The sequence below is a fragment of the Rodentibacter haemolyticus genome (genome assembly GCF_015356115.1).
GTDB classification, from domain to species: Bacteria; Pseudomonadota; Gammaproteobacteria; order Enterobacterales; family Pasteurellaceae; genus Rodentibacter; species Rodentibacter haemolyticus.
In genome coordinates, this window is sequence record NZ_CP063056.1 from 147618 (window position 1) to 160820 (window position 13203).

Annotated in this window: 9 protein-coding genes; 8 read left to right on the forward strand and 1 reads right to left on the reverse strand. The window is 44.0% G+C overall.

Annotation, left to right across the window (positions count from 1 at the left end):
• The first annotated feature begins 42 nt into the window (after positions 1 to 42).
• The gene (locus tag IHV77_RS00780) at positions 43 to 1308 is read left to right on the forward strand and encodes a hypothetical protein (protein WP_194812274.1); all 1266 of its coding nucleotides are present in this window, start codon (positions 43 to 45) and stop codon (positions 1306 to 1308) included.
• On the opposite strand, the gene IHV77_RS00785 is transcribed toward IHV77_RS00780, so the two are convergent.
• Positions 1300 to 5472: a hypothetical protein gene (locus IHV77_RS00785; protein ID WP_194812275.1), complete on the reverse strand. Its 4173-nt coding sequence runs from the start codon at positions 5470 to 5472 to the stop codon at positions 1300 to 1302. The two genes, IHV77_RS00780 and IHV77_RS00785, sit on opposite strands and share 9 nt — an antisense overlap.
• 223 nt (positions 5473 to 5695) lie before the next feature.
• Between IHV77_RS00785 and IHV77_RS00790 the strand changes: the two genes are divergently transcribed.
• The 7 genes from IHV77_RS00790 (at position 5696) to IHV77_RS00820 (ending at position 13189) form a co-directional block, all read left to right on the forward strand.
• Entirely contained in the window at positions 5696 to 6112 is a 417-nt protein-coding gene (locus IHV77_RS00790; RefSeq protein WP_194812276.1) for a YadA family autotransporter adhesin, read from the forward strand.
• Between the two features lie 90 nt (positions 6113 to 6202).
• Positions 6203 to 7360: a DUF2827 family protein gene (locus IHV77_RS00795; RefSeq protein ID WP_194812277.1), complete on the forward strand. Its 1158-nt coding sequence runs from the start codon at positions 6203 to 6205 to the stop codon at positions 7358 to 7360.
• Between the two features lie 115 nt (positions 7361 to 7475).
• On the forward strand, positions 7476 to 8720 hold the full coding sequence (locus tag IHV77_RS00800) for a hypothetical protein (protein WP_194812278.1): 1245 nt from the start codon (positions 7476 to 7478) through the stop codon (positions 8718 to 8720).
• Positions 8721 to 8916: 196 nt separating this feature from the next.
• The gene (locus IHV77_RS00805) at positions 8917 to 9597 is read left to right on the forward strand and encodes a TIGR00153 family protein (protein WP_194812279.1); all 681 of its coding nucleotides are present in this window, start codon (positions 8917 to 8919) and stop codon (positions 9595 to 9597) included.
• 27 nt (positions 9598 to 9624) lie between these two features.
• Positions 9625 to 10887, forward strand: a complete 1263-nt coding sequence (locus IHV77_RS00810) for an inorganic phosphate transporter (RefSeq protein WP_194812280.1) — start codon at positions 9625 to 9627, stop codon at positions 10885 to 10887.
• Positions 10888 to 11189: 302 nt separating this feature from the next.
• Complete coding sequence (locus IHV77_RS00815) at positions 11190 to 11801, forward strand: TIGR04211 family SH3 domain-containing protein (RefSeq protein ID WP_194812281.1); 612 nt, start codon at positions 11190 to 11192, stop codon at positions 11799 to 11801.
• Positions 11802 to 11938: 137 nt separating this feature from the next.
• Positions 11939 to 13189, forward strand: coding sequence for a multifunctional CCA addition/repair protein (locus IHV77_RS00820; protein ID WP_194812282.1), 1251 nt, complete (start codon positions 11939 to 11941; stop codon positions 13187 to 13189).
• The last annotated feature ends 14 nt before the right edge of the window (positions 13190 to 13203 follow it).

The following is a 13203-nucleotide window of genomic DNA, read 5'->3' on the forward strand; positions in this document are numbered from 1 at the left end:
GCGCTGCTTCAACTTCTGCATCTGCAGCAAATAGCTCTGCAAGTGCAGCGTCAACCTCTGCATCTGCAGCAAACAGCTCTGCGAGCGCTGCTTCAACTTCTGCCTCTTCAGCAAGTAACTCTGCAAGTGCCGCTGCATCTTCTGCTTCGGCTGCAAGTACTTCTGCAAGCGCTGCTTCAACGTCTGCTTCTGCAGCAGATAGCTCTGCAAGTGCGTCTTCAACTTCTGCTTCTTCAGCAAATAGCTCCGCAAGTGCGGCTTCAACTTCTGCTTCTGCAGCAGATAGCTCTGCAAGCGCAGCTTCATCTTCTGCATCTGCTGCTGATAGTTCTGCAAGTGCAGCGTCAACCTCTGCATCTGCAGCAAATAGCTCTGCGAGCGCAGCTTCAACTTCTGCATCTGCAGCAGATAGCTCTGCAAGCGCGGCTTCATCTTCTGCTTCTGCAGCAGATAGCTCTGCAAGCGCGGCTTCAACTTCTGCATCTGCAGCAAACAGCTCTGCAAGTGCGGCTTCAACCTCTGCATCCGCAGCTGATAGTTCAGCAAGCGCAGCTTCATCTTCTGCATCTGCAGCAAACAGCTCTGCAAGTGCGGCTTCAACCTCTGCATCCGCAGCTGATAGTTCAGCAAGCGCTGCTTCAACTTCTGCATCTGCAGCAGATAGTTCTGCAAGTGCGGCTTCAACTTCTGCATCTGCAGCAAATAGCTCCGCAAGCGCAGCTTCAACTTCTGCTTCTGCAGCAGACAGCTCTGCAAGTGCGGCTTCAACTTCTGCATCTGCAGCAAACAGCTCTGCAAGCGCAGCTTCAACTTCTGCCTCTGCAGCAAACAGCTCTGCAAGCGCAGCTTCAACTTCTGCCTCTGCAGCAAACAGCTCTGCAAGTGCGGCTTCAACTTCTGCATCTGCAGCAAACAGCTCTGCAAGCGCAGCTTCAACTTCTGCTTCTTCAGCAAGTAACTCTGCAAGCGCAGCTTCAACTTCTGCTTCTTCAGCAAGTAACTCTGCAAGTGCGGCTTCAACTTCTGCATCTGCAGCAAACAGCTCTGCAAGCGCAGCTTCAACTTCTGCTTCTGCAGCAGACAGCTCTGCAAGTGCGGCTTCAACTTCTGCATCTGCAGCAAACAGCTCTGCAAGCGCAGCTTCAACTTCTGCTTCTGCAGCAGACAGCTCTGCAAGTGCCGCTGCATCTTCTGCTTCGGCTGCAAGTACTTCTGCAAGTGCAGCTTCAACTTCTGCTTCTGCAGCAAACAGCTCAGCAAGCGCAGCTTCAACTTCTGCATCTGCAGCAAATAGCTCAGCTAATATAGCTTCAACTGCAGCATCAATTGCTTCAACAGCAGCATCAACAGCGTCAACCGCTGCAAGTAATGCGGCATCTTCCGCATCGGCTGCTGATAGTTCTGCAAGTGCAGCGTCAACTTCTGCATCTGCAGCAGCTGAAGCTCTGCGAGCGCTGCTTCAACCTCTGCATCTGCAGCAAACAGCTCCGCAAGCGCAGCTTCATCTTCTGCTTCTGCAGCAAATAGCTCCGCAAGCGCGGCTTCAACCTCTGCATCTGCAGCAGATAGCTCTGCGAGCGCTGCTTCAACCTCTGCATCTGCAGCAAACAGCTCAGCTAATATAGCTTCAACTGCAGCATCAATTGCTTCAACAGCAGCATCAACAGCGTCAACCGCTGCAAGTAATGCGGCATCTTCCGCATCGGCTGCTGATAATTCTGCAAGTGCGGCTTCAACTTCTGCTTCTGCAGCAGATAGCTCTGCAAGCGCAGCTTCATCTTCTGCCTCTGCAGCAGATAGCTCTGCGAGCGCTGCTTCAACTTCTGCTTCTTCAGCAAGTAACTCTGCAAGTGCCGCTGCATCTTCTGCTTCGGCTGCAAGTACTTCTGCAAGCGCTGCTTCAACGTCTGCTTCTGCAGCAGATAGTTCTGCAAGTGCGGCTTCAACTTCTGCATCTGCAGCAAACAGCTCTGCAAGTGCGGCTTCAACTTCTGCCTCTTCAGCAAGTAACTCTGCAAGTGCCGCTACATCTTCTGCTTCGGCTGCAAGTACTTCTGCAAGTGCAGCTTCAACTTCTGCTTCTGCAGCAAACAGCTCAGCAAGCGCAGCTTCAACTTCTGCATCTGCAGCAAATAGCTCAGCTAATATAGCTTCAACTGCAGCATCAATTGCTTCAACAGCAGCATCAACAGCGTCAACCGCTGCAAGTAATGCGGCATCTTCCGCATCGGCTGCTGATAGTTCTGCAAGTGCAGCGTCAACTTCTGCATCTGCAGCTGATAGCTCTGCGAGCGCTGCTTCAACCTCTGCATCTGCAGCAAACAGCTCCGCAAGCGCAGCTTCATCTTCTGCTTCTGCAGCAAATAGCTCCGCAAGCGCGGCTTCAACCTCTGCATCTGCAGCAGATAGCTCTGCGAGCGCTGCTTCAACCTCTGCATCTGCAGCAAACAGCTCAGCTAATATAGCTTCAACTGCAGCATCAATTGCTTCAACAGCAGCATCAACAGCGTCAACCGCTGCAAGTAATGCGGCATCTTCCGCATCGGCTGCTGATAATTCTGCAAGTGCGGCTTCAACTTCTGCTTCTGCAGCAGATAGCTCTGCAAGCGCAGCTTCATCTTCTGCCTCTGCAGCAGATAGCTCTGCGAGCGCTGCTTCAACTTCTGCTTCTTCAGCAAGTAACTCTGCAAGTGCCGCTGCATCTTCTGCTTCGGCTGCAAGTACTTCTGCAAGCGCTGCTTCAACGTCTGCTTCTGCAGCAGATAGTTCTGCAAGTGCGGCTTCAACTTCTGCATCTGCAGCAAACAGCTCTGCAAGTGCGGCTTCAACTTCTGCCTCTTCAGCAAGTAACTCTGCAAGTGCCGCTACATCTTCTGCTTCGGCTGCAAGTACTTCTGCAAGTGCAGCTTCAACTTCTGCTTCTGCAGCAAACAGCTCAGCAAGCGCAGCTTCAACTTCTGCATCTGCAGCAAATAGCTCAGCTAATATAGCTTCAACTGCAGCATCAATTGCTTCAACAGCAGCATCAACAGCGTCAACCGCTGCAAGTAATGCGACATCTTCCGCATCGGCTGCTGATAGTTCTGCAAGTGCAGCGTCAACCTCTGCATCTGCAGCAAACAGCTCTGCAAGCGCAGCTTCATCTTCTGCCTCTGCAGCAAACAGCTCTGCAAGCGCAGCTTCATCTTCTGCCTCTGCAGCAAACAGCTCTGCAAGCGCAGCTTCATCTTCTGCCTCTGCAGCAAACAACTCTGCAAGCGCTGCTTCAACTTCTGCATCTGCAGCAAACAGCTCTGCAAGCGCAGCTTCATCTTCTGCCTCTGCAGCAAACAGCTCTGCAAGTGCGGCTTCAACCTCTGCATCCGCAGCTGATAGTTCAGCAAGCGCTGCTTCAACTTCTGCATCTGCAGCAGATAGTTCTGCAAGTGCGGCTTCAACTTCTGCATCTGCAGCAAATAGCTCCGCAAGCGCAGCTTCAACTTCTGCTTCTGCAGCAGACAGCTCTGCAAGTGCGGCTTCAACTTCTGCATCTGCAGCAAACAGCTCTGCAAGCGCAGCTTCAACTTCTGCCTCTGCAGCAAACAGCTCTGCAAGCGCAGCTTCAACTTCTGCCTCTGCAGCAAACAGCTCTGCAAGTGCGGCTTCAACTTCTGCTTCTGCAGCAGATAGCTCTGCAAGCGCAGCTTCATCTTCTGCCTCTGCAGCAGATAGCTCTGCGAGCGCTGCTTCAACTTCTGCTTCTTCAGCAAGTAACTCTGCAAGTGCCGCTGCATCTTCTGCTTCGGCTGCAAGTACTTCTGCAAGCGCTGCTTCAACGTCTGCTTCTGCAGCAGATAGTTCTGCAAGTGCGGCTTCAACTTCTGCATCTGCAGCAAACAGCTCTGCAAGTGCGGCTTCAACTTCTGCCTCTTCAGCAAGTAACTCTGCAAGTGCCGCTACATCTTCTGCTTCGGCTGCAAGTACTTCTGCAAGTGCAGCTTCAACTTCTGCTTCTGCAGCAAACAGCTCAGCAAGCGCAGCTTCAACTTCTGCATCTGCAGCAAATAGCTCAGCTAATATAGCTTCAACTGCAGCATCAATTGCTTCAACAGCAGCATCAACAGCGTCAACCGCTGCAAGTAATGCGGCATCTTCCGCATCGGCTGCTGATAGTTCTGCAAGTGCAGCGTCAACTTCTGCATCTGCAGCTGATAGCTCTGCGAGCGCTGCTTCAACCTCTGCATCTGCAGCAAACAGCTCCGCAAGCGCAGCTTCATCTTCTGCTTCTGCAGCAAATAGCTCCGCAAGCGCGGCTTCAACCTCTGCATCTGCAGCAGATAGCTCTGCGAGCGCTGCTTCAACCTCTGCATCTGCAGCAAACAGCTCAGCTAATATAGCTTCAACTGCAGCATCAATTGCTTCAACAGCAGCATCAACAGCGTCAACCGCTGCAAGTAATGCGGCATCTTCCGCATCGGCTGCTGATAATTCTGCAAGTGCGGCTTCAACTTCTGCTTCTGCAGCAGATAGCTCTGCAAGCGCAGCTTCATCTTCTGCCTCTGCAGCAGATAGCTCTGCGAGCGCTGCTTCAACTTCTGCTTCTTCAGCAAGTAACTCTGCAAGTGCCGCTGCATCTTCTGCTTCGGCTGCAAGTACTTCTGCAAGCGCTGCTTCAACGTCTGCTTCTGCAGCAGATAGTTCTGCAAGTGCGGCTTCAACTTCTGCATCTGCAGCAAACAGCTCTGCAAGTGCGGCTTCAACTTCTGCCTCTTCAGCAAGTAACTCTGCAAGTGCCGCTACATCTTCTGCTTCGGCTGCAAGTACTTCTGCAAGTGCAGCTTCAACTTCTGCTTCTGCAGCAAACAGCTCAGCAAGCGCAGCTTCAACTTCTGCATCTGCAGCAAATAGCTCAGCTAATATAGCTTCAACTGCAGCATCAATTGCTTCAACAGCAGCATCAACAGCGTCAACCGCTGCAAGTAATGCGGCATCTTCCGCATCGGCTGCTGATAGTTCTGCAAGTGCAGCGTCAACTTCTGCTTCTTCAGCAAGTAACTCTGCAAGTGCCGCTGCATCTTCTGCTTCGGCTGCAAGTACTTCTGCAAGTGCAGCTTCAACTTCTGCTTCTGCAGCAAACAGCTCTGCAAGCGCAGCTTCATCTTCTGCATCTGCAGCAGATAGCTCTGCAAGCGCAGCTTCATCTTCTGCCTCTGCAGCAGACAGCTCTGCAAGTGCCGCTGCATCTTCTGCATCTGCAGCAAACAGCTCTGCAAGTGCGGCTTCAACTTCTGCTTCTGCAGCAGACAGCTCTGCAAGCGCAGCTTCAACGTCTGCCTCTGCAGCAGATAGCTCTGCAATTTCAGCTTCTACTTCTGCAAGTTCAGCTGATAGTTCTGCAAGAAAAGTTGAAAGTACAGTTAATGCTCTTGGGTTAGGACCTGCTCGTGGTGAAAATGCGACTAAATTTGGCAAAGAATCTGTTGCTGATGGCAAAAACAGCTCAGCCTTTGGCCATAAAGCAACTGCAACGGGTGAAAATAGTTCTGCGATTGGTGAAGGCTCTAAAGCAAGTGCGAAAAATGCAAGTGCATTCGGCCAAGCTTCAAAAGCAGATCATGAAAATGCAACAGCAGTAGGTCAAAATGCTCAGGCGACCTCGATTGGGGCGACTGCAATTGGTCAGAATGCTCAAGCAAATCATGAAAATTCAGTTGCATTGGGTAATAATTCAGTCACTGATCGTCCTAATACCGTATCAGTAGGTAGTCCAGGTAATGAGCGTATTATTAGCAATGTGAAAGCAGGTGTACGTGACACAGATGCAACAAATGTCGGTCAGGTAAAAGAGATGATCTCTTCTTCCGAAGGTCGTACAAACCAAAAGCTTCATCGCGTAGATCGTAATTACCGAGCAGGGGTTGCCGGTGCAGCAGCGATTGCAAGCATCCCTCAAGCAACTAAACCGGGTGGTAGAGTATTAGGTTTAGGTGTAGGTAATCATCGTGGTGAAAGTGCGGTTGCTGTAGGTTATTCAAGAGCAACCGATAACAACAAAGTTATCCTAAAACTTGGTGCAACTGTTGACTCTCGCGGTCATTACACTACAAGTGCAGGTATTGGATATCAATGGTAATATCTAACAATGTCTAGCATTTAATATAAAATCTCACTTGCGTCTTATGGCGTAAGTGAGATTCAATTTTTTATTATTTAAGGATCAAAAATGTCTAAAAAACCTAAAACTAAAAAATATAAAATTGGTATTACTTTTAATCTAGAAAGTAAAATTGCCGATATTTGGGCTAACGGTGCCAATCAAAACATTATTTTCTTATTTAATTTATTTAAAGCTTCAAAAATTGTAAAAGATGTTATACTTGTCTCTTGGGGGCCTGAGAAAAAAAATACACCACCTAAAGGCTTTATGCTTGATGGGCTAGATCTTAAATTTGCTTATATTGAGGACGTAATTGATGATTTAGATGTACTCATTGAGGGAACACTTTCTATTGAGCACCAATATATGGAAAGAATGCATCAACATAATGGAAAAGTAGTCTGCTACAAAATGGGACCTGATTACATTATGGATATCGAATATTTCATTTTCGATAAACAACCGGGTAGAACATTTAACGGTACAAAATTTGATGCAAACTGGATTATTCCGCAAAATATGAATACTTGTGAATCTTACTGTTCTATTATGAATAGATGCAATTCTTATCAAGTACCTGCTATTTGGGAACCGCTATTCTGTGACAAAGTCATTAAACGTTTAAAAGATGAACATAATATTGAATTCGGCTATAAACCAGATCTTAATAAAAAGAAAAAACGTATTTCTTCCTTCGAACCTAATATCTTTATCTTTAAAAATTGCTTTACGCCAGTTCTAATTGTGGAACAAGCCTATCGCACTTCTCCAGAAAATATCGAACATTATTATTTATGTAATACTTATGAAAAGAGAGAACATCCTACGTTCTTTAATTTTATTGGTAGAACAGAGATCGTAAAAGATAAAATATTGACTGTAGAAGGACGTTATCAAATGCCGGATTTCCTCTCACGTTATGTTGACGTCGTATTGAGTCACCAATGGGAGAATGGCTTAAACTATGCTTACAATGATGCACTTTATGGTGGCTATCCATTTATTCATAATTCAAAATTATTACCAAAAGGTGTGGGGTATTATTACGATCAATTTGATGCCTTTGAAGGCGCCAAAGTATTATTAGATGTCATTGAAAATCATGATAAAAATCACGAAGAATATGTTAAACGTGCAAATGACTACTTAGATTCTTTACACCCTACAAACCCTATAAACCTTCATATTTATGAAAGAGAATTAAAGCGTTTATTTGAAGAATAATATTCATTTTAATTTATAAACGTTTACTTATTTTTATTAAAAATAAAATATTTACAAACAGTAGAACAATTCAACTCCCAGTTCTTAACTGTTTGTAAATACAAAAGGATAAATGATGTCAAAGATAAAACAACCTAAACAATTAGTATTAACAGCAATTGATGATAATAATAGCATTTGGTATGAACAACTCATTCCTTTTTTATTAACCCTACAACAAACAAATTACCAAGGTGATATTGCTATTATTGAATACGGACTTTCTACTTCAAAAATTGAAGTATTAAAACAAAACGGCTGTAAAGTCTTTCCGGCAACAAATCAATACCCTCTTATTTTAATAGATCGGCAAATTTCAGCAGCAAATATTGCTAAAAAATATGGATATGATCAAATTGCATTATTAGACTGCGATATTTGGTTTCCTCAAAAATATTTTTCTTATTTTGAAGTAATAACTAAATCAACAGATCTTTTCTGTACTTATGATATTTGGAAATGTTCCTTTTTATTTGATTGCCTTGGTAAAACAAACAAAGAACAAATCAGCGAACAAATTAATCAAGTTGCAAAACAAAATGGCTATGTCTGGCAAGCAGGTGCAATTGTTGCCACTCAACAAGCCTGGTGTAGTTATGCTCACTATGTTACCTCGTTAATTAACAATAATCCTCAAGCTTTTTTGATGGTTTATGGCATTGATTCAACCGTATTAAATCTCTATGCCGCACAAACACGGCAAGTTAGCTATCTCCCTTTGCGTTATAACTGTCCTCCAGCGTGGGGAATTAGACAAAATAATGATGGATATGGCATTTGCTTTAGTATTGAAAATGAACCGATTGAAGGACTGCATGTAACGAGAGCACATCGAAAAGGTGGAGAGTATTCTTGGCATCAATTATTTCCCGACCAATACCAACAACTCGGCAAGAAATTACGTATAAAACCCTACACAGAATACCGTATTATCAATGAAAGCATTACCCATATTTGCCGAGAAAATATCCAACCGACAAGTGAACTCTTATTGAAAGAGGCTTTCACCGATGGAGTGATGAATATTGATAAATCATCCAATAATGATTTACAAATTACTGCGTCAGGTTGCTCACGTTTAGTTTTTCAAAATCAATCCGAAGAAGAAGTTCAATTGTACTTTCACTGTATCCCTCCGTTAGATTTTTCATCTTGTAATAGAATTTTTTTTAAAACAGAGGGAAATTTACATCCTTTACCGATAAATAGGAATCTCTTTATTACATTTCAGGCAGGACAAATTATAGAATTTATTACCGATGAACTTGATGTCGAAAGTAAAAGAATAACCTGGGTATTCCACAACACTAAGCTATACTAAAGATAAGCCTACAAAATTAAAAAACATAGAATAGTTATTTCCCCTCCACTACCGATGAGTAGGATTAAAACAATCTAAAACTTAACTTTTTGCTTATTAAGTAGATAAGTTTTATAGATAAAACTAATTCTATTCCAAATAAAAATCAGGTAATATGCACACGAATTTCAACCCCTTACAATGGAGTAAATGAGATATGGCAATGAATAATATTCTTGGATTATTTGCCCACTCACCCTTAAAACCGTTGCAGAAGCATTCCAACAAAGTAACCGAATGCTGCGATCTTTTAATTCCCTTTTTTGAAAAAACCTTTTTAAAAGATTGGGAAAATGCGGAAAACATTCGTTTGGAGATTTCTCAACTCGAACGTGAAGCAGATACCCTCAAGCGTGAAATCCGTTTGAAATTACCACGCGGTTTATTCTTACCTATCAATCGTACCGATTTATTGGAATTGGTTACTCAACAAGACAAACTTGCCAACTTCGCTAAAGATATTGCTGGCAGAATGATTGGCCGTCAGCTCGGCATTCCGGAAGAAATGCAAGAAGAATTTTTAAGCTATGTTCGTCGCAGTTTAGATTCCATTCATCAGGCTCATCTCGTTATTGAAGAAATGGACGAATTACTTGAAACCGGTTTCAAAGGCCGTGAGTTAACGCTCGTGAATAATATGATTCAAGAACTCGATACCATTGAAGATGACACGGATCAGATGCAAATAAAATTGCGCAAAATGCTTTATGGCATCGAAACCCATTACAATCCGATCGATGTCATGTTCTTATATAAAATCATTGAATGGGTCGGCGTACTTGCCGATCAGGCACAGCGTGTAGGTTCACGCATTGAATTAATGCTGGCTCGTTCATAAAAGATAGACAAACATAGGGAAAACACTATGGAAATTATTAATCAATACGGTACATGGCTGGTGTTTATTACGGCAGCCTTTGGCTTTTTTATGGCATTCGGTATTGGTGCCAATGATGTTTCCAACTCGATGGGAACCTCTGTGGGGTCAGGCACAATCACTGCAAAACAAGCCATTATTATTGCGCTTATTTTTGAATCCGCCGGTGCTTATCTTGCCGGTGGTGAAGTAACAGAAACCATTAAAAGCGGCGTAATCGATCCTATGCAATTTGCGGATACACCGGATATTTTGGCATTAGGTATGCTTTCTGCCCTTTTTGCCTCTGGCGCATGGCTATGTATAGCAACCAAAATGGGCTGGCCGGTTTCAGGTACACACACGATTATCGGTGCAATTATCGGCTTTGCCTGTGTGACAATCGGACCGGGTTCCGTGGATTGGTCAAATATAGGAAGTATTGTAGGAAGCTGGTTCGTTACCCCTGTTGTTGCCGGTATTTTAGCTTATGCTATTTTTGCCAGCACACAAAAATTGATTTTCGATACGGATCAACCGCTTAAAAACGCCCAGAAATTCGGCCCTTATTATATGGGAGTAACAGTATTTGTGCTTTGTATCGTAACCATGACCAAAGGTCTAAAGCACGTGGGCTTGAAACTTTCCAACAATGAAACGATGATCATTTCATTACTGATAAGTGTTTTGGGTGTGATTCTCTGCTATTTCTATTTCCGTAGCAAAGCCTTTACCCAATCTGCCAGCAAAGGAAGTTTCGGTGCGGTTGAAAAAGTTTTTAGTATCTTAATGCTCTTAACCGCTTGTGCAATGGCTTTCGCTCACGGTTCCAACGATGTGGCAAATGCCATCGGTCCTCTTTCAGCGGTTGTTACCATCGTAAATGAAGGCGGTAAAATCGTTTCACAAGCACCGCTTGCATGGTGGATCTTACCGCTTGGCGCATTAGGTATTGCGGTCGGTTTAATCACAATGGGACAAAAAGTGATGGCGACCGTAGGATCAGGTATCACCGATTTAACCCCAAGCCGTGGTTTTGCCGCACAATTTGCAACTGCAATGACCGTTGTAGTGGCTTCCGGTACGGGCTTACCGATTTCCACCACACAAACCCTTGTCGGTGCGATTTTAGGTATCGGTTTTGCTCGCGGTATCGCCGCCCTAAATTTAACGGTTATTCGTAACATTATTAGTTCATGGGTGGTCACATTGCCTGCCGGTGCATTTTTTTCAATCGTTATTTTCTATATTTTACGCGCGATCTTTCATTAATCAAAAGTGCGGTTAAATTGAATATCGAATTTTCAATAAGGGTAAATAATTACGGTATTATGTAGCAGTTGCACAAACTATTGCAGGGTGCCGTTAGGCGAAGGCGTAACGCACCGACAGATGAAATGGTGCGTTACGCAAAGCTCAACGGACCCTACCCAAATTATTAAATATTGGATATAAAAAAATACTCTTTGTGCAACTGATACATAATAATGAATAATCACGAACATTTAACCGCACTTTCTTTGTGAAAAAAAGTCTGTTAATACGACGTATGTTTGCAGAATTAAGGGAGAATTATGTCAACACTGACTAAACTTTTATTTTCTAGTGTATTACTCGGTTCGGCCGTAAGCTCCGCCTATGCGGAAACACAATATGTAACGGAAAATCTCAATACTTATCTTCGCCGCGGTGCGGGAGATCAATTTAAGATCGCAGGTGCAATCCAATCTGGTGAACAAGTGAATGTATTGGAACGACAAGGAAAATACAGTCTTATCCGTGACGGTAAAAACCGTGAGGCTTGGATTTTAACTTCGGAATTGACCAGCAACCCAAGCAGTAAATTGGAAAATCCTAAGCTAAAAGCACAAATTCAGGAATTGACATTAAAACTCAATCATTTAGACAGCGACTGGCAACAACGTACCGTAGAAATGCAGCGTCGCACAAAACAATCCGAGCAACAAAGCAGTGAATTACTTGAACAAAATTCTCAGCTTAAACGTGAACTGGAAATCATCAAAAACAAAAACCGTGATTTGGAAGCGCTACTTGATGCCGGTAAGCGGGAAATTGCCATTCAATGGTTTATTTACGGGGGCTCGGTATTGGGTGTCGGTTTACTACTCGGCTTAATCATTCCGCATATTTTACCAAGACGTAAACGTCGTGATAGCTGGGGTTAAATATTGTAGCGAATTAAATTACCGAAGACAGTACAAACAGTGCGGCAATGCAAGGTAATAGACATTTTCAAATTTAATTCACTATAAACGCCGAGCATTCGTTCGGCGTTCTATTTTTAAGTTTTAAGGAAAAAACAATGGAAATCTATTTAGTGGGCGGAGCGGTTCGAGATCAACTGTTAGGCTTACCTGTAAAAGATCGCGATTGGGTTGTCGTGGGGGCGACACCGGAAATCCTGTTATCGCAGGGTTATCAACAAGTAGGCAAAGATTTTCCTGTTTTTCTTAATCCGAAAACAAAAGAAGAATATGCACTGGCTCGAACAGAGCGTAAATCCGGCACTGGTTATAAAGGATTTATCTGTGATTTTTCACCGAAAATCACATTAGAACAGGATCTGATTCGCCGAGATCTCACAATCAATGCAATGGCGCAAGATGCACAGGGCAATATCTACGATCCCTATCAAGGCAAAACAGATTTAGAGAATCGCATTTTGCGCCATATCTCCCCCGCCTTTGCCGAAGATCCATTGCGTGTCTTGCGTGTTGCGCGTTTTGCGGCGCGTTTTCATCATTTAGATTTTCAAATTGCAGCGGAAACTTTAGCCTTAATGAAACAACTCACACAAAGCGGTGAACTCTCATATTTAACGGCAGAACGTGTTTGGCTGGAAACCGAAAAAGCCTTAACTGAAAAGCACCCTGAAGTTTATTTTGAAACACTACGTAAAATCGGCGCATTGAAAGTGCTTTTTCCTGAGCTTGATGCGCTTTATGGTGTTCCTAATCCGGTGCAACATCACCCAGAAATCGATAGCTTTGTCCATTCGATGTTGGTATTGCGACAAGCTGTTAAACTCACGCAAGATCAACCCAAACATCATCAAAGTGCGGTTCGTTTTTCAGCAGTTTGTCATGATCTTGGCAAAGCCCTAACACCCAAAGAAATACTTCCCCACCACTATGGGCATGAAAAAGCAGGTATTAAACCTACCCGTGCGTTCTGTAAACGTTTTAAAGTACCTACCGATTATCAAGAACTCGCCGAACTGAGTTGTGAATATCACACACACATTCACAAAGCCTTTGAACTTCGCCCCGAAACTATCATAAAGTTATTCAACCGTTTTGATGTTTGGCGTAAACCGCAACGTTTCCAAGCCTTTCTTTCGGTTTGTCTTGCCGATACCCGAGGAAGAAGCGGCTTTGAAGAACGAGAATATCCGCAAATTGACTATATCAATACGCTGTTAAATATTGCAGCCGATGTTGATGTTCAGCAGGTAATTGCCGATGGGTTTGAAAAAGAAGGGATTCGGGATGAACTCAATCGCCGTCGAATAAAAGCGGTTAAAGAGGCTCAAAAAGCCTATCAAATCCCTTAAAAACAGACTTTACT

Excerpts from the sequence above, each read along its gene's own strand:
- IHV77_RS00805 (WP_194812279.1), top strand. The coding sequence starts at position 8,917 with ATGGCAATGAATAATATTCTTGGATTATTTGCCCACTCACCCTTAAAA.
- IHV77_RS00795 (WP_194812277.1), top strand. The coding sequence starts at position 6,203 with ATGTCTAAAAAACCTAAAACTAAAAAATATAAAATTGGTATTACTTTT.
- IHV77_RS00820 (WP_194812282.1), top strand. The coding sequence starts at position 11,939 with ATGGAAATCTATTTAGTGGGCGGAGCGGTTCGAGATCAACTGTTAGGC.
- IHV77_RS00815 (WP_194812281.1), top strand. The coding sequence starts at position 11,190 with ATGTCAACACTGACTAAACTTTTATTTTCTAGTGTATTACTCGGTTCG.
- IHV77_RS00800 (WP_194812278.1), top strand. The coding sequence starts at position 7,476 with ATGTCAAAGATAAAACAACCTAAACAATTAGTATTAACAGCAATTGAT.
- IHV77_RS00810 (WP_194812280.1), top strand. The coding sequence starts at position 9,625 with ATGGAAATTATTAATCAATACGGTACATGGCTGGTGTTTATTACGGCA.